The sequence below is a fragment of the Isoptericola sp. Y581 genome (genome assembly GCF_059445475.1).
Genome location: NZ_JCAIUK010000004.1, coordinates 46,046 through 63,766 on the forward strand (window position 1 = coordinate 46,046; position 17,721 = coordinate 63,766).

General features: G+C 70.8%; 11 protein-coding genes. All 11 read right to left on the minus strand.

The features are described from left to right. Positions 1-112 precede the first annotated feature (112 nt). The gene (locus tag AC1C2W_RS08770) at positions 113-1,219 is read right to left on the minus strand and encodes a substrate-binding domain-containing protein (RefSeq protein WP_495388496.1); all 1,107 of its coding nucleotides are present in this window, start codon (positions 1,217-1,219) and stop codon (positions 113-115) included. A gap of 106 nt (positions 1,220-1,325) precedes the next feature. Then, a complete protein-coding gene (gene mmsB, locus AC1C2W_RS08775; RefSeq protein ID WP_495388497.1) occupies positions 1,326-2,615 on the minus strand; it encodes a multiple monosaccharide ABC transporter permease in 1,290 nt (429 codons plus the stop codon). A 32-nt stretch (positions 2,616-2,647) separates the two neighbouring features. After that, positions 2,648-4,195, minus strand: coding sequence for a multiple monosaccharide ABC transporter ATP-binding protein (gene mmsA / locus AC1C2W_RS08780; protein ID WP_495388498.1), 1,548 nt, complete (start codon positions 4,193-4,195; stop codon positions 2,648-2,650). Between the two features lie 156 nt (positions 4,196-4,351). Next, positions 4,352-5,086, minus strand: a complete 735-nt coding sequence (locus AC1C2W_RS08785) for an ATP-binding cassette domain-containing protein (RefSeq protein WP_495388499.1) — start codon at positions 5,084-5,086, stop codon at positions 4,352-4,354. After that, positions 5,083-6,327, minus strand: a complete 1,245-nt coding sequence (locus tag AC1C2W_RS08790; protein ID WP_495389118.1) for an ROK family transcriptional regulator — start codon at positions 6,325-6,327, stop codon at positions 5,083-5,085. The genes AC1C2W_RS08785 and AC1C2W_RS08790 overlap by 4 nt, the downstream gene beginning before the upstream one ends. A 94-nt stretch (positions 6,328-6,421) precedes the next feature. After that, positions 6,422-7,600 (minus strand): multiple monosaccharide ABC transporter permease, encoded by a 1,179-nt coding sequence (mmsB, locus tag AC1C2W_RS08795; protein ID WP_495388500.1) that lies wholly within the window; start codon positions 7,598-7,600, stop codon positions 6,422-6,424. Beyond that, on the minus strand, positions 7,597-9,138 hold the full coding sequence (gene mmsA / locus AC1C2W_RS08800) for a multiple monosaccharide ABC transporter ATP-binding protein (protein ID WP_495389119.1): 1,542 nt from the start codon (positions 9,136-9,138) through the stop codon (positions 7,597-7,599). The genes mmsB (AC1C2W_RS08795) and mmsA (AC1C2W_RS08800) overlap by 4 nt, the downstream gene beginning before the upstream one ends. A 207-nt stretch (positions 9,139-9,345) precedes the next feature. Further along, positions 9,346-10,503 (minus strand): multiple monosaccharide ABC transporter substrate-binding protein, encoded by a 1,158-nt coding sequence (chvE, locus tag AC1C2W_RS08805; protein ID WP_495388501.1) that lies wholly within the window; start codon positions 10,501-10,503, stop codon positions 9,346-9,348. Positions 10,504-10,854: 351 nt separating this feature from the next. Beyond that, a complete protein-coding gene (locus tag AC1C2W_RS08810; protein ID WP_495412903.1) occupies positions 10,855-11,307 on the minus strand; it encodes an SRPBCC domain-containing protein in 453 nt (150 codons plus the stop codon). After that, positions 11,307-11,672: an ArsR/SmtB family transcription factor gene (locus tag AC1C2W_RS08815; protein WP_495388503.1), complete on the minus strand. Its 366-nt coding sequence runs from the start codon at positions 11,670-11,672 to the stop codon at positions 11,307-11,309. The genes AC1C2W_RS08810 and AC1C2W_RS08815 overlap by 1 nt, the downstream gene beginning before the upstream one ends. 51 nt (positions 11,673-11,723) lie before the next feature. Next, positions 11,724-17,660, minus strand: a complete 5,937-nt coding sequence (gene pulA / locus AC1C2W_RS08820; protein WP_495412904.1) for a pullulanase-type alpha-1,6-glucosidase — start codon at positions 17,658-17,660, stop codon at positions 11,724-11,726. Positions 17,661-17,721 lie beyond the last annotated feature (61 nt).

Genomic DNA, 17,721 nt, shown 5'->3' on the forward strand with positions numbered 1-17,721 from the left:
AGGGGGGGGAGAGGGGGACCACAAAAAAACGAAGGGGGGGGGGTGGTCCCCTTTGTCGGAAACCACACCCCACCGCCGTCGTGCGTGTCGGCGCGGACGCCGGCTCAGTCGATCACTTGAAGAGGTCCTCCAGCGTCGGGTCGCCGGCGTAGACCTCCTCGGCGTTCTCCTTGGTCACGATGACCGGCTCCAGGAGATTGGCCGGGACGACCTTGACGCCGTTGTCGTACGACTCGGTGTCGGTGACCTCGGGGTCCTCCCCCGCCTTGTAGGAGTCGACGGCGCCGATCGTCGCGCCGACCAGCTCACGCGTGTCCTTGTAGATCGTGGAGTACTGCTCGCCCGCCATGATCGACTTCACGGACTCGACCTCGGAGTCCTGGCCGGTGATGACCGGGACGTCCTTGCCAGCCTGCTTGGCCGACGTCAGCGCCGCGCGCGCCAGCGTGTCGTTCGGCGACAGGACACCGTGGAGGTCGTCGTCCTTGTAGTTGCCGGACAGGATCGTGTCCATGCGGTTCTGGGCGTTCTCCGCCTCCCAGCCCTGGGTGGAGGCCTGCTGCTGGGTGGTCTGGCCCGACTTGACGACGAGGGTGCCGTCGTCGATCTTCGGCTGGAGCACGCTCATCGCGCCCTCGAAGAACGGCTTCGAGTTCGCGTCGTCGGGCGAGCCCGCGATGAGCTCGATGTTGTACGGGCCGTCGCCCTTGCGCGCGGCGAGGCCCTCGAGCAGCGCCTGACCCTGGAGCTCGCCGACGTGGAAGTTGTCGAACGCCACGTAGAGGTCGACGGCGTCCGTGTTCTGCAGCAGGCGGTCGTACGCGATGACCGGGATACCCGCGCTCTTGGCGGCCTCGAGCTGGCTGCCGAGCTGGGAGCCGTCGATCGCGCCCACGACGAGCACGTTGACGCCCTGCTGGATCATGGCCTGGATCTGGTTCTGCTGCTCCGAGACGCCGCCGTTGGCGAACTGCACGATCGGCTCGTAGCCCGCCTCCGTCAGCCCGTCGTTGAACAGGTTCTCGGCGAGCACCCAGTTCTCCGACGTCTTCTGTGGCAGGGCGACGCCGATCTTGGCGCCGTCCTCGAAGCCGGACGCCGCGGACTCGCCCCCCTCGGCGGGCGTCTCGCCGCCGCGGTCGGAGGAGCCGCAGCCGGACAGCGCCAGAGCGCTCACCGCCGCCAGGGCCACGAGCCCCGTAGCGAACTTGGTCTTCATGGGGTCCAACTTTCTCTGTACGCCATCCCTCGTCGGGTGCCGTGTGGTGTGGACGATCTGGACTAGCGACGCCGGCGGGCGCCGGCGAGATGTGCGGGTGCCGGCGTCAGGGGCGGCTACCGGCGCCGCCGGAGACCGGCACCTCCGGCGCGGTCTCGTCGGTGCCGGGGGTCGCGCCGGTCTCCTTCTTCCGCCCGAGCCACGGGAACACCAACCCGATGATCGACGGGCGCCCGGTGACCTTGCTGTGCACGTCGAAGGCCACGGCGACCAGGAGGACCAGGCCCTTGATGATCTGCGTGGTGTCGGAGCCGACGCCCATGAGCTGCAGACCGTTGTTGAGCACCGCCATGACGAGGCCACCGATGACGGACCCGACCACGGTGCCGACGCCGCCGGAGACCGCGGCGCCGCCGATGAACACGGCCGCGATGGCGTCGAGCTCCCACATGTTGCCGTCGGAGGGCCCCGAAGCCGTCGCCCGACCGACGAAGACCATCCCGGCGAGCGCGGCGAGGATCGACATGTTCATCATCACGAAGAAGTTCACGCGACGGATGTTGATCCCGGAGAGCGCCGCGGCGGCCCGGTTGCCGCCGACGGCGTAGACGTGGCGCCCGCCGATGGTGCGCGACGCGATGAAGTTGTAGAGGATGACGAGCGCGGCGAGCACGACACCGGGGATCGGGAACGAGGTGCCGTACCGGCCGCTGCCGAACAGGAAGGTCACGTAGGCGATCACGGCGGCGACGACGACGATCCGCACGGCCGCGACCCAGACCGGCGGCTGCTCGAGCCCGAGCCGCGAGGCGCGCGCCCGGCGCCGCAGCTCGGACCAGACCACCGCGGCGATCGCCAGGACGCCCAGCACGAGGGTGGAGTTGTTGAGGCCGGTGTTCGGACCCCACTCGCCCATGTAGCCCGCGCCGAGCTGCTGGAGCTCTTCCGGCACCGGCACCGTCGACGAGTGGCCGATGCGCTGGTTGAGCCCGCGGAACAGCATCATGCCGGCGAGCGTCGTGATGAATCCCGGGATGCCCACGTACGCGACCCAGAACCCTTGCCACGCGCCGATCGCGGCCCCGACGGCCAGGCCGAGCAGGATGCCCGCCCACCAGGGGATCCCCCAGTCGCGCAGCGCGATGGCGACGATGATGCCCGTGACCGCGGCCACCGACCCGACCGACAGGTCGATGTGCCCGGCGATGATCACCAGGACCATCCCGATCGCGAGGATGAGGATGTAGGAGTTCCCGATGATGATGTTCTGCGCGTTGGACGGCGTGAGCACGAGCCCGCCGGTCCGCCACTGGAAGAACGCGATGAGCGCGAGAAGCGCGATCACCATGCCGTACTGGCGGAGCCCCCCGCCGAACAGCTGCTTGAGTGACGACATCGTCGTGAGTTCCTTCTGGTGGATGGGTCTGGTCAGCGCGCGGCGGCCGTCGGCGCGCCGGTCATGAGGCGCATGAGCTCCTCCTGCGTGGCGTCCTCGCGGGACAGCTCGCCGGTCACCCGCCCCTCGAAGACGGTGTAGATCCGGTCGCAGAGGCCGAGGAGCTCGGGGAGCTCGGAGGAGATGACGACGACGCCCTTGCCCTGGTCGGCGAGGCGCTGCACGAGGCCGTAGATCTCGTACTTGGCGCCGACGTCGATGCCGCGCGTGGGCTCGTCGAGGATGAGGAGCTCAGGCTCGGTGAACATCCACTTGGCGAGCAGCACCTTCTGCTGGTTGCCGCCTGAGAGCGTCGACACGCCGTCGCGCACGCTGGGCGCCTTGACCCCCAACGACTTGCGGTACTCCTCGGCGGCGAGGAAGGCGCGGTCGTGGTCGATGACCGGGCCCTTCGACACCCTCGGCAGGTCCGCCGAGACGATCGTCTGCTGGATCGTGTCGAGCAGGTTGAGGCCCAGCGTCTTGCGGTCCTCGGAGACGTAGGCGATCCGGTGCCGGATGGCGGACAGCACGTCGGGCACCGAGATCGCCTTGCCGTGCATGCGGATCGTCCCGGAGATGTAACGGCCGTAGGTGCGGCCGAAGAGGGACCGGGCGAGCTCGGTGCGGCCGGCGCCCATGATCCCGGCGAAGCCCACGATCTCGCCCCGGCGCACGTGGAAGCTGGACTGCTTGCACACCAGCCGGCCCGGGATCTCCGGGTGCTCCACGGTCCAGCCGTCGACCTCGAAGAAGTTCTCGCCGATCTTCGGGGTGTGGTCGGGGAACCGCGACGCGAGGGAGCGGCCGACCATGCCCCGGATGATCCGGTCCTCGTTGATGCCGCCGGAGCGGACGTCGAGAGTCTCGACCGTCTGGCCGTCGCGGATGATCGTGATCGAGTCGGCGATCTCCTCGATCTCGTTGAGCTTGTGGGAGATCATGATGCTGGTCAGCCCCTTGGCGCGCAGCCCGCGCAGGAGGTCCAGCAGGTGCTCGGAGTCGTCCTCGTTGAGCGCCGCGGTCGGCTCGTCGAGGATGAGCAGCTTGACGTCCTTCGCCAGTGCGCGGGCGATCTCGACCAGCTGCTGCTGCCCGACGCCGAGGTTCTTGACCAGCGTGTCGGGCGAGGCCCGCAGGCCCACGCGGGCGAGCAGCTCCGTGGACCGCTGGCGCGCGGTATCCCAGTCGATGCCGATCCTGCCCCGCACCTCGTTACCGAGGAAGATGTTCTCCGTGATGGAGAGCTCGGGGATGAGCGCGAGCTCCTGGTGGATGATGACGATCCCGGCGTGTTCGCTCGACCGGATGTCCTTGAACTCGACGACCTCGCCCTGGTAGACGATCTCGCCGGTGTAGCTGCCGTGCGGGTAGACGCCCGAGAGCACCTTCATCAGCGTGGACTTCCCCGCGCCGTTCTCACCGCAGATCGCGTGGATCTCGCCCGCGCCGACCTCGAGCGAGACGTCGTCCAGGGCCCGGACGCCCGGAAACTCCTTGGTGATGGACCGCATCTCGAGCACGGCATGACGATCGGGCATGAACTCTCCTTCGAGCGACGAGCCGTCAGCAGTGACAGCCCGGTAAGCAACGCACCGGCGACGGTAGACCGGCCTGTTTCTTGTCGTCAACTTCCGAACGCAACTCGTGTCACGGTCGTGACCTTCCACCCCGCCCCGCGTCGGGACCAGCATCGCTCACGACGCGCCCGTGATGGCCGCGAGAATCTCCTCGTGCGCCGCGGACGCGGGGAAGCTGCCGTTGTTGCGGCCGTGGCGCAGCACCTCGATGCGGTCGGAGACCGCCCGGACGTCGTTGAGGTTGTGGCTGATGAGCACCACCCCCAGCCCCAGCTCGCGCAGCCGCTGGATGTGCGTCAGCACCTCGGCCGTCTGCGCCACCGAGAGCGCCGCCGTGGGCTCGTCGAGGACGACGATGCGCGGCTGGCCGATGAGCGTGCGAGCAATGGCGACGGCCTGCCGCTGCCCGGCCGAGAGGTGGCGCAGCGGCGTGCGCACCGACGGGATCCGCACCGTGAGGTGCTCCAGCAGCTCGCGGGTCTGGGTCTCCATGCGGCCGTCGTGCAGCAGGCCGCCGCGCCCCCGCAGCTCCTGCCCCAGGAAGACGTTCGCCGTGACGTCCAGGTTCTCGCACACCGCGAGATCCTGGAACACGCTCGCCACGCCCAGCCGGTTCGCCGCGGTCGGCGACGAGATCGTCACCGGCTCGCCGTCGATCTCCACCTGCCCCGAGCTCGGGGTGAGCACGCCCGCGACGATCTGGGCGAGGGTCGACTTCCCCGCCCCGTTGTCCCCGACCAGGGCGACCACCTCGTGCGGGTGCACCTCGAGGTGCACGTCCACGAGGGCCTCGACGGCGCCGAAGTACCTGCTGACCTGCCGCAGCGCGAGCAACGGCGTCCGTCCCCTCACCGGTTCACCCTCCGTGTCGTCTGCCCCAGCGCGGCCTGTGCGGGCTGGGCCTGCGCCACGGTCACCGGACGCCCGAGCAGGCCGTCGTCGGGCTGGTCGAGCAGGTCCGTGTGCTGCAGAGCGAGCGCGAGCGCCCCCTCGAGCTCGGCGCGCGCCCCGAGCGCCGCGGGCACCACCTCGAGCGGGGTCACCTGGTGCAGCAGCGTGCGCCGTCGCAGCGCGTCCCGCAACGGGCCGAGGAACACCTCGCCGGTGGTCGCGAGCACGCCGCCGACCACCACCAGCTCCGGGTTGAGCGTGGTCGCGAGCCCCGCGACGACGCCGCCGATCACCGCGCCGGCGTCCGCCACGATCTCTCGGCACCCCGGGTCGTCGTCGCTGGCCAGCCGGACCACGTCGTTCAGTGTGAGGTGGCCGTAGCTGCTGCGCAGCGGCTCGAGCAGGGCCCTGTCCCCCACCACCGTGTCGAGGCAGCCGCGGCTGCCGCACGAGCAGATGATGCCTGCCGGGTCCACCTGGACGTGCCCGATCTCGCCGGCCGTGCCCGCGACGCCGCGGTGCACCCGGCCGGCCAGGACGATCCCCGCGCCGACGCCGTGGCCGGCGCGCACGTACAGCGCGTCGTGCACCTCCCGCGCCGCGCCCACGGTGCTCTCGGCCAGCGCACCGAGGTTCGCGTCGTTGTCCACGAACACGGGCCTCGCCAGGCGCTTCGACAGCACCTGCGCCACCGGCACGCCGTCCCAGCCGCGCAGGATGCCCCGCACGGTGACCTGGCCGCTGGACGCGTCGACGGGCGCCGGCAGCCCCAGCCCGATGCCGAGCACCTCCGGGAGCTCGGCGCCGACCCGTTCCAGCAGGTCGACGACGAGCAGCGCGGCGCGGTCGAGGCTGGTGTCTGCCCGGTGCTCCGCGGGCAGGGGCAGCACCTGCTCCGCGAGGATCTCGTGCGACACGTCCGCCACGGCGACGGTCAGGTGCCGGGTTCCGACCAGCACACCCGCGACGAGCCCCACCCGGTGCGACAGCGTGACGAGCTGCGCGCGCCGGCCCGAGCGGACGGTGTTGCGGACCTCGACGAGCTCCGCGGCGACGAGCTCCTTGACGATCGTCGACACGGTGGCGGGCGACAGCCCGGTGGCGCCCGAGAGCTCCACCTGCGTAAGCCCGCCGTGCCGTTTCACGGCGTCGACGACGCGGGCCCGGTTGGCCTCGCGCAGCGAGGACTGCGAACCCACCATCGGCAGCCGTCCTCTCACGCCGGGGAGTCTATGGTGCGACGGCGCGCGGGCCGGCGTACGTCCGCCGTCCCGCGCGCCGTGGTGGCCGTCGTCCTCAGCGCAGCGCCGCGGCGCGGCGACGGTTGAAGATGTCGAACGCGACGGCGAGCAGTAGCACGAGGCCCTTGACGATGGGCTGCACCGAGGTCGGCACGCCCATGAGCTGCATGCCGTTCGACATGACCGCCATGATCAGGCCGCCGATGAGGGCGCCGCCCACGCGGCCGACACCGCCCGAGGTGGACGCGCCACCGATGAAGCAGGCGGCGATGGCGTCGAGCTCGAACATGTTGCCCGCGCTGGGCTGCGCGCTGTTCACGCGCGAGGAGTACACGATGCCCGCGACCGCGGCGAGGAGGCCCATGTTCACGAAGACCCAGAAGTTGATCTTCCTGACCTTGACGCCCGACAGCTGCGCGGCGTGCAGGTTGCCGCCCACGGCGTAGACGTGCCGGCCGAACACCGACTTCTGCGTGACCAGGGTGTAGGCGATCGTCAGCACGGCCAGGATGATGAGCACGATCGGCAGGCCGCGGCTCGAGGCGAGCTGGTAGGCGAACCACATCACCACCACGGCGAGCACCACGATCTTGGTCACGAACAGCGGCAACGACTCCACCGACTGCTGGTAGGCGATGCGGCCCTGCCGGCCGCGCCACTGCGCCACTGCGAAGCCGACGACCCCGATCGCGAAGATGACGAGCGTGAACGTGTCCACGCCGTAGCCGCCCAGCATCCCGTTCATGAAGCCGTTGGCGATGTCGTAGTAGGTGCCGCCGAACGGTGAGAGCGAGATGTTGTCGAGCACCACGTAGGTGAGGCCGCGGAAGAGCAGCATGCCGGCGAGCGTGACGATGAAGCCAGGGATGCCGACGTAGGCCACCCAGAACCCCTGCCAGGCGCCGACCAGCAGGCCGACCACCAGCGCGGCGAGCACGCCCATCCACCAGGGCAGGCCGTTCTTGATGACGACGACGGCCGAGACCGCCCCCGTCAGGGCGACCACCGACCCGACGGACAGGTCGATCTGGCCGGAGACGATGACCATGAGCATCCCGATCGCCAGGATCAGGATGTACGTGTACTGCAGGACGATGTTCGTGAGGTTCGTCGGCGACAGGAACATCGGGTTGAGCAGCGCGAAGATCGCGACGATCACGACGAACGCGACCAGGATCCCGCTCTGCCGCATGTTCCGGGTGATGACGTCCCGGATCGAGGCGATGGCGTTCATGAGGAGAGTTCCTTCGTGGGCAGGGGCTGGTCGCGCTCGAGGGTCATGAGCTCCATGAGCCGCTCCTGCGTCGCGTCGGCGACGGGGAGCTCACCCGTGATGCGGCCGAAGGCCAGCGTGTAGATGCGGTCGCAGGTGCCGAGCAGCTCGGGCAGCTCGGACGAGATCACGACGACCGCCTTCCCGGCGGCGACCATCTTGTTGATGATCGTGTAGATCTCGTACTTGGCCCCGACATCGATGCCGCGCGTGGGCTCGTCGAGGATGAGGACGTCCGGGTCGGTGTACAGCCACTTGGACAGCACGACCTTCTGCTGGTTGCCGCCCGACAGCTTGCCGACGTTGGCCAGGACGTCCGGGGTCTTGACGTTGAGGCTGCCGCGGTACTCCTCCGCGACCCGGATCTCCTCGTTGCCGTTCACCCAGCCGCGGGGCGCGAGCTTGCCGAGCGCCGCCGAGGTGATGTTGTGCCGGATGTCGTCGATGAGGTTGAGGCCGTAGACCTTGCGGTCCTCGGTGGCGTAGGCGATGTGGTGCTCGATCGCCTCGGCCACGTTGCGCGCCTGGATCTCCTTGCCGTCCTTGAACAGGTGGCCGGTGATGTTCTTGCCGTAGGAGCGGCCGAAGATGCTCATCGCCAGCTCGGTGCGCCCGGCGCCCATGAGCCCGGCGATGCCGATCACCTCGCCTGCGCGCACGTGGAACGACGCCGCGTCGATGACCTTGCGGCCCGGCTGCGTGGGGTGGAAGACGCTCCAGTCCTCCACCCGCAGCACCTCGTCGCCCACCACGCTGCTGCGCTCGGGGAAGCGGTGCTCGAGGTCGCGACCGACCATGCCGCGGATGATCTGATCCTGCGTGGAGCCCGGCTCGGACATGTCGAGAGTCTCGATGGAGCGCCCGTCACGGATGATCGTGGTGCGGTCGGCGATCTCGGCGATCTCGTTGAGCTTGTGGGAGATGATGATCGACGTGATGCCCTGCTCCTTGAGCTGGCGCAGCAGCTCGAGCAGGTGCTCGGAGTCGGTGTCGTTCAGCGCCGCCGTGGGCTCGTCGAGGATGAGCAGCCGCACCTCCTTCGAGAGTGCCTTGGCGATCTCGATGAGCTGCTGCTTGCCGACGCCGAGCGTGCCCACCGCCGTGAGGGGGTTCTCGTCGAGACCGACCCGGGCGAGCAGCGTCGCGGCCTGCTTGTTGGCCGCGTTCCAGTCGATGAGCCCGCCGCGACCGCGCCGCTCGTTGCCGAGGAAGATGTTCTCGGCGACGGAGAGGTAGGGCACCAGGGCGAGCTCCTGGTGGATGATGACGATGCCGCGCTGCTCGGAGTCGTTGATCGCGCCGAACTCGGCAGTTTCGCCGTCGAAGACGATCTCGCCGTCGTAGCTGCCGTGCGGGTAGACGCCCGAGAGCACCTTCATCAGCGTCGACTTGCCGGCGCCGTTCTCCCCGCAGATGGCGTGGATCTCGCCGCGGGTGACGTCGAGGTCGACACCGTCCAGCGCCTTGACGCCGGGGAACTCCTTGACGATGGAGCGCATCTCGAGGATGGTGCCGGTCACGACGGCCTCCCCGGTGTGCGCGCGATGACGTGGGGTGCGTGCATGCGCCCTCGTCCCTCCTTCTGGGTGCGGGCCGCTCTTTCCGGACGACCCGGTGGACGGCCCGGTGGACGACCGGGACGGGCCCGCCCGTTCCCGGCCGCCGTCGCGGCGACCGGTGGGCGGGCCCGTCCGTGTGGGTGCAGGTCAGTCGGTCTGACCCTTCTTGACCTCGTCCTCGGTGTAGTAGTCGGTGTCGATGAGCACCGGCGTGATGTCTTCCTTGAACACGGGCTGGATGTCCAGCAGGTACGCCGGGACGACCTTCTCGCCGTTGTCGTAGGTCTCGGTGTCGTTCGCCTCGGGCTCGCCACCCTCGGCGAAGGCCTGGGCGGCCGTCACGGCCTGGTCGGCGAGGTTGCGCGTGTCCTTGAAGATGGTCGAGGACTGAACGCCGTCGTTGATGAGCTTGACCGACGCGATCTCCGCGTCCTGGCCCGTGACGACGGGCAGGCCCTCGTCGAGGGTCGGGCCCATGCCCGCTCCCTGGAGCGCGGTGATGATGCCGCGCGACAGCGGGTCGGCCGGCGCGAGGACGCCGTCGAGCTTGGTGCCACCGTTGTAGGTGGAGGTCAGCAGGTTGTCCATGCGCTCCTGCGCCGTCTTCTGCTCCCACCGCTGCGTGGCGACCGTGTCGAAGTCCTTCTGCTTGGACGGGACCGTCAGCGTGCCGTCCTCGAGGTACGGCTTGAGGGTTTCCATCGCGCCGTCGTAGAAGAACCGCGAGTTGTTGTCGTCGGCGGAGCCGGCGAACAGCTCGACGTTGAAGGGGCCCTTCTCGTCCGTCTTCTCACCGTTCTCGTCGACGAGCCCGAGGCCGCGCAGCAGGGCGTTCGCCTGCGCCACGCCCACCTCGTGGTTGTCGAACGTGACGTAGAAGTCGACGTTCGGGCTGTTGTTGATCAGCCGGTCGTAGGCGATGACCGGGATGTTGGCCGCGGCGGCCGCGTCGAGCTGGCTCGACAGCGCCGTGCCGTCGATCGACGCGATGATGAGGACGTCGACGCCCTCGGTGATCATCGAGTCGATCTGCTGCGTCTGGGTGGGGATGTCGTCGTTGGCGAACTGGAGGTCCACGTCGTAGCCGAGGTCCTCAAGACCCCGCTTGACGTTGTTGCCGTCCTGGATCCAGCGCTCGTAGGTCTGCGTCGGCATCGCGACGCCGACCTTCACGTCCTCGTCGCCGTTCCCGGCCGCACCGGTCTCGTCGCCGCCACCACCGGCACCGGAGCCGCCGCAGGCGGCCAGGGCCAGCGTCAGCACGGCTCCGCCGGCCACGGCGCTCATCGTCTTGGCGAGTCGCATCCTCGCGCTCCTTCTCGTCCTCGAGGGTCCTCCGGCGCCGACCATCGCCGCCGGTGTGCGGCCGATCCGGAGTCCCCGGACGACCGAACAGGTCCGCGGTACAGGTTGCTGCCTTCGAGTCCCGAAGTCAAAGAATCGGCGCCACCGACCCATAACGATCGGGTCACGAGGGCGTCGGTGCCCAGAGTTTCTCAGACGTTCCGCGGGCGATGGGCCGATCATCGGCGCACGTCAGAACGGCGGTCAGCCCGGCCGCGCCGGGCTGACGGCCGGCGCCTTCTCTTCGGACCCCGAACTCTTGGCCGCCGAACCCATGGACGCGAAGGGTCCCCGGCCTCGACGCGGGCAGCGTCAGCCCGCGGCGCGGGTATAGGCCTCCAGGACCAGGTCCCAGCCCGTCTCGTAGGAGGTCCGCCCCCGGTCGCCGTCGCGCCGACGGTCCCAGCCGGAGTGCCGGAGCTCGACCTCCGTGCCGGCTGTGCCGCCCGCACCCGCACGGAACGACACCTCGACGAGGGTCGCCTCCGCCTCGGTGGTGCCGGGATGCCAGGTGAACGCGACCTGGCGCGGCGGGTCCCACACCGTGACCGTGCCCCAGACGGCGGCGCTGCCGTCGGCGAGGGTCTCGACGAGCCGGCCGCCGACGCCGTGCTCGAGGACGACGTCACCGGCGGCGTCCTGCCCGACGGAGTGCGTGGCGAGCGGCCACCACCCGGCGATGCCGTCGGTGAACACCCGGAACGCGACCGCGGGCTCGGGTGGCAGGGTCACCACCTTGCGCAGCGCTTCCTCGCGTGTGGACATCACGACCTCCCCTCGTGGGCGCCCTCGGTACGACCCGTTCCCGAGGCAGCGGCGCCGGTGCCGCTCGGGCGGTCGGCGTGCGCGGCGAACGCGCCGAGCACGTCGGTCCAGAATTCGTCGAGCCAGCCGCGCAGCGCGTCGAACCCGGCCGCGTCGAGGCGGTACAGGTTGCGCGTGCCGACGGTCTCGAACGAGACGAGCCCGGCCGTGTGCAGCACCTTGAGGTGCTGCGACACGGCCGGGCGGCTCACGGGAAGGTCCGCGGCCACCTGCGACACGGACGCGGGGCCGCGGGCCAGGCGCTTGACGACGGCACGCCGCGTCGGGTCGCCGAGCGCGTCGAGCGCGTCATGGTAAGTGGCCACGAACGGTAAGTTACCCCTACCGCTTGCACCCGCAACCCCCGCCACCCTGGTTCAGCGCTGCGGGTCCACCAGCACGGCAACCGTCCGCGCGGGCACGGTCACCGTCCCGGCACGCCGGTCCCAGCGAGTCTCCCGAACGACAGGGTCGCCGCCTCCTCGCTGCACGGACGAGAGCCGGTAGTCCCGGCCCGCCAGCTCGGGCAGCGTCAGGGTCACCGCCTCCGGCGACGCGTTGAACACCGTGAGCACGCCGTCCAGCCGTCGGTCGACGTCCCGGCCGAGTGTGTCGTCGACCGACATCGCGATCACGCCGGGCTCGGCATCCGGGCCGGAGCCCGGGAACGACACCTTCTCCTCGATCAGCCGGGCGCTGCCGAGCCGGAACAGGTCGGTGGACGACCGCAGCTCGAGCAGATCGCGGGCGGATGCGGACGCCGTGGCGATGTCGGCGGGCGCCGGCTTGAGGGCGGGGTCCGCCAGGAGCGGGCCCATGACCGACCACGCGTCGGAGTTGTCCGCCGCCGGCGGCAGCCCGCGGCCGAAGCCGTTGTCCTGCCCCGACCAGTCGATCGCGTTGAACCAGTCCCCCGAGTCGTAGGAGTTACGGTCCAGCGACTTCGAGCGCAACAGGTCCGTGCCCGCGTGCCAGAACGACGGGGTCTGCGCGAGCGCCGTCGTCGCGAGCGAGACCGTGTTCATCCGTATCCGGTCCGCCATCGCCGTGGACCGCGGCAGCTTGAGCGTCAGCAAGTCGAACAGCGTCTCGTTGTCGTGCGCGTCGACGTACGTGACCACCTCCTCCGGCGAGTCCGCGTACCCCGCGGGCGCGCCCCGGTAGTCGAGCTCGTCGCCCCTCGTGACCGCGCCGTCCGCGTCGTCGGCCGCCCGGAACGCGAACTCCCGCAGGTTGCCGGCCAGCCCCAGGCGCACCAGGTCCGTCTGGTGGCCGAGGTCGGCGAGCTCCTCGTCCGAGCCGTCGTTGACGCTGCCCTCGTCGCCCTCGGCCGCCTCGCGCCCGTTCGGGTCGGTGAACAGCCCCGTGCCGAAGCCCTGCGTGAACCGCGACGCGGCGTCGACGGGAGACCCGCCGTGCACGGCGTCGCGCAGCCGGTCGCTGAACGTGCCGATGCCCGTGCCGCCGAGCTGCCCCTGCGTCGCCTGGGTGAACAGGGCGTTGTCCGCGACCTCGCCGAAGTTCCACCCCTCGCCGTACAGGTAGACGGCCGAGCCGTCCACGCCGTCCCGGCGGGGCGTCAGGTCGTCCAGCGCCTCGCGGACGGCGAGCATGGTGCCCCGGCTGTGGTGGCCCATGAGGTCGAAGCGGAACCCGTCCACCTTGTAGTCGCGGGCCCACGTGACGACCGAGTCGACCATCAGCTTCTCGGCCATCGCGTGCTCGGTGGCGACGTTCTGGCAGCACGTGCTGGTCTCGACCGCCCCCGTGGTCGGGTTCAGCCGCTGGTAGTAGCCCGGCACGATCCGGTCGAGCACGCTCTTCGCGTCCTGCCCGCTTGCCGCGGTGTGGTTGAACACCTGGTCGGCCACCACCTGCAGGCCCGCGGCGTGCAGCGAACCCACCATGGTGCGGAACTCGGCCACCCGGGCTCCCCCCTCAGCGCGGACGGCGTACGAGCCCTCGGGCACGCTGAAGTGGAACGGGTCATAGCCCCAGTTGAAGCCGTCGTCCGCCGCGACCTGGGCCACCGCTGCCTGCTGCTCGTCCGAGTCGGGCGCGAGGCCGGTCAGGTCGCCGGTGGTCGCCTGGTCCGCGCGGTCCTCGGGGATCGTCGCGATGTCGAACGTGGGCAGCAGGTGCACGGTCGTCATGCCGGCGTCGGCCAGCTCGCGCAGGTGCGTCATGCCGTCCGAGCGCCTCTCGGCGAAGGCCATGTAGGTGCCGCGCTCGTCCTCGGGCACCGTCTCGTCGGAGATCGAGAAGTCGCGCACGTGCAGCTCGTAGATCGTCTGGTCCACGGCCCGCTCGACGACGGGCTGGCGCGTGGTGCGCCAGACCCTCGGCTGCCACCGGCGGTCGTCGAGACCGACGACGACCGAGTGCGTCGAGTCGAGCGTGAGGCCCGCCGAGTACGGGTCGGTGACGACGTTGGTCTCGACCGTCCCGGTGCTCGGCGCGTACACGCGCACGGCGTACCGGTACCGGGCGCCGTCCCAGTCGAGCTTCTTCGCCGCCTTCCCGGCCTTCTTTCCATCGAGGGTCCACGAGCCGTCGCGCTGTCGGGCGGCGTCCAGGCGCACCGGGTCGTCGTCGAGGTCACGCCCCTCGGGCCACACCAGCAGGTCGACGTCGTGGGCCGTCGGCGCCCAGAGCGCGAACGACGCCCACTTCCCGCTCGGTTGCGCCTCGACGCCGAACGCGCGCTGCGCGGCCCGCTCGGCGTACAGGTCGTCCAGGACGCCGGGAACCTGCACGCCGGTGGCGGCGGTGAGGCCGTCGCCGGACGCCCGCGTCACCAGGAGCTGGCCCTCGAGGAGCTCGGTCACGACCTTGCGACCCAGCGGCTCGCCGTCCCGGTCCACCGGGGCCAGGGCCGTGTGGCCCGCGAGCGCCGGGAAGTCGCGCGCGATGTCGTCCGGCACGTCGCCGGCCGGGACGAGGTCGTAGGAGGCAGCGCCGTCGGGCAGCTCTCCTCCGTCGGGCCCCCGGACCTCGCCGTCCGCGACGGCGAGCCCGCCGTCCGGCGCGGTCCACAGCGTCCACGCGTCGCCGTCCCCGAGGTCGCCCGGCACGAGCACCCGGCCCTCGCGCACCCAGTGCGCGGACTGCTGACCGGCGCCGGGCAGCGGCGGGTTCTCCACCCCGATCGTCAGCACGTGCGAGGCGAGGTCGTAGGAGAACGTCACCGTCTCGTCGTCGCCCACGCTGAAGGAGTAGTTGGCGCCGTCGGGCGCCCCGCCCACGCCGTAGTTCTCGGCCCAGCTCAGACCGTGCGCCACCTTGCCCTCGTACGCGCCCGCGGCGAGGCGGTCGGTCTGCCAGGTATACGTGCCGTCGCCGTCGGGGTCCCGGAGCCAGGAAGCCAGGCAGTCCGGCGCCCAGCTGCCCGGACATCCGACCTGGTCCTGGAACGACCCGGCCAGCGTGACGACCGGCCCCTGCGCGGTGGACGAGAAATCGTGGCTCACCGGGTCCCAGAAGAACGTGATCTCGCCGCCGTCGTGGGTGAAGGTCGCGTTGGCGCCGTCCCGCTCGCCCCCGACGCCGTAGTTAACGTCCCACGACCCGTTGACGGCGACCTTGTACTCGTAGTCGCCCGCGGGCAGGTCGAAGTTCCCCTCCCACACCCCGTCGGGGCGTTCCGTCAGGCGCGCGCCCTCGCAGTCCGGGGTCCAGTCCCCGGCGCAGCCCAACTCGCTGTTGTGGCTGCCGGCCACGGTGACCAGGTCGATCTCCGGCTCCGGCTCGGTGTCCCCCACCACGCCCGAGACGTCCACGCCCACGGAGGCGTAGGTGGACGACGCCGCGCGGTCGCCGTCCGCGTCCTCGGTCACGGCGCGGTACTCGACGAGCGTCCCCTCGGCCAGCTCGGCGGTGTTGTCGTCGATGTCGTGGAAGACGCGCGGCGTCGTGTCCTCGGCGGTGCCGAGGGCGTGCCACGCGTCGGTGCCGACCTCGCGCCACGCGAACGACGTCTCGGCCCACGCGTCGTCATCGACGTCCGCCGCGACGGCGGCAGTGCCGGTCACCGCCGCGCCAGGCGCCGGGACGGCGATGTCGAGGGCCCCGTCGGAGTCCGCGCCGACGGCGCGGTCCGCGCGCAGCACGACGGCGGACGTCGCGGGCACCCGGACCGTGACCTCCCCGGCGTCGTCGGCAGTGACGGCCGCTCCATCGCCCCCGAGCCCGCCGTACAGCACCTCGTAGGAGGCGCCCGGGGTGAGGGTGGTGAACGTCGCTGCCTTCTCCTCACCCGCGTTGTTCACGGCCACCAGGTGCTCGACCTTCTCTTCGCGGTCCACGCGGCTGAAGGCGTAGACCCCCGCGCCGTTCTCGGCATAGCGCTCCACCTGCGCGCCCGTGGCGAGCGCGGGGTGCGCCTCGCGCAGCGCGGCCAGCTCGGCGACGTGCGTGTACAGCGGCGCGTCCGTGTCGTAGCGGTCCACGCTGCCCGCCGGCTCGCCGGTCACGAGCGGCTGGTCGGCGTACTCGTCCACCTGCGTGGCGAAGAGCGTCTGGCGGGCGTCCTTGTCGCCGCCGGGGCCCGCGAAGCCCTGCTCGTCGCCGTAGTAGACGACCGGCTGCCCGCGCGTGAGGTACATGAGCTCGTGCGCCAGCTCGTCGCGGGCCAGCGGCTCGTCGGTGCCGGCGAGCATGTAGCCCACCCGGCCCATGTCGTGGTTGCCGAGGAACGTCGGCAGCGCCGAGGCCGACTTCGTCGGGGTGGTGTAGCGGTCGTCGCTCGCGAACAGGCTCGCCAGGCCGCGCGCGCTGTTGCCGCTCGCGTAGCTGGTCGCGGCGGCCTGGAACGAGAAGTCGAGCACGGAGCTCATCTCGGTGTCCCGCACGTAGGGCGACGTCTTGGCCGAGTCGGCGTCGTACACCTCGCCGAACATGAAGAAGTCGTCCTTGCCGGCGGCGTGCGCGTGGTCCATCACCTCGGCCGACCACGTCTCCCAGAACTCCGGGTTCACGTGCTTGACCGTGTCGATGCGGAAGCCGTCGATGCCGAGGTCGATCCAGTCGGAGTACACGTCGACGAAGCCGTCGACCACGCGCGGGTCCTCCGTCATGAGGTCGTCCAGCCCGTCGAAGTCCCCGTAGGTGACCGACTCCCCCGTCCACGTCGAGTTGCCGCGGTGGTGGTAGACCGTCGGGTCGTTCAGCCAGGCCGGCACCTTGACGTCGGCGTCCTCGGGCGCGATCACCGGCGTGTACGGGAACGACGTGGCGGCCTCGAGCGCCGGGAAGTCTCCCGTGCCCGCGACGTCCGCCGGGTCGAACGCGTTGCCCGCCGCGTCGGTGTAGGGCGACGTCGCCTGGTCGACGTAGTCGTAGGTTCCCTCGGCGTAGTCGACGACGTCGGCCGTGTGGTTGGTGATGATGTCGAAGTAGACCTTGATGCCCCGCTCGTGCGCGTCGGCGATGAGCGCCTCGAGCTCGGCGTTGGTACCGAGGTGTGGGTCGATCCGCGTGAAGTCAGTGATCCAGTAGCCGTGGTACCCGGCGCTCGCGTCCGCCCCCGTGCCCTGCACGGGCCGGTTGAGGAACGACGGCGTGAGCCAGATCGCCGTCGTGCCGAGGCCCTCGACGTAGTCGAGCTTCTCGCGCAGGCCGGCGAGGTCCCCGCCGGAGTAGAAGCCCTTGTCCGTCGGGTCGAGGCCGGTGGCGAGGCGGTCGCCCTCGAGCCCGCCGGCGTCGTTCGTGGTGTCGCCGTTGGCGAAGCGGTCCGTCATGACGAAGTAGAACCGCTCGTCGGACCCCGGCTGCCGCACGGGCGGCACGACCAGGCCCGCGTCCGTCGCGTCGTCGTAGGCGCCCGCGAGTCCCAGGGGCGTCAGCGCGACGCGGTGCGTCGTGTCGTCATAGGTGACGAGCACACGCGCGTCGCCCGCGAGCACCAGCGGCGCGTTCTCGTCCGTGCCCTCGCGGCCGTACGACTCGTCCCAGCCGCCGTCCAGCGCCACCTTGTACTCGTACGAGCCCGCCGGGACGTCGAGCTCGGCGCTGAACGTGCCGTCGCCGGCCGGCGTGAGCGCGGTGGCCGCGCAGGTCGGGTCCCAGTCGTCGGCGCAGCCGAGCTCGCTCTGCAGGCTCCCGACCAACGTCGCCGTGCGTTCGGCGGCCCCTGCCGCGGGCGCGGAGGACACGGCGAAGCCGGCCAGCCCGGCGGCGACGGCCGGGACGGCGAGCGCGATCGCGGTCAGCGACGCCGCTGCGCGGGTCGCGCGGCGGCGCGGAGCACGAGCCCCCGCGGGGGACAGGTCAGGGGGCAGGTCAGGAGACGCGGCAGGGGGCAGGTCACCAGGCATGGAGGACTCCTTCGTCATCCGGGCGCGCGGCGTCGCGACCCGAAGCGACTGTAGCCGTTGC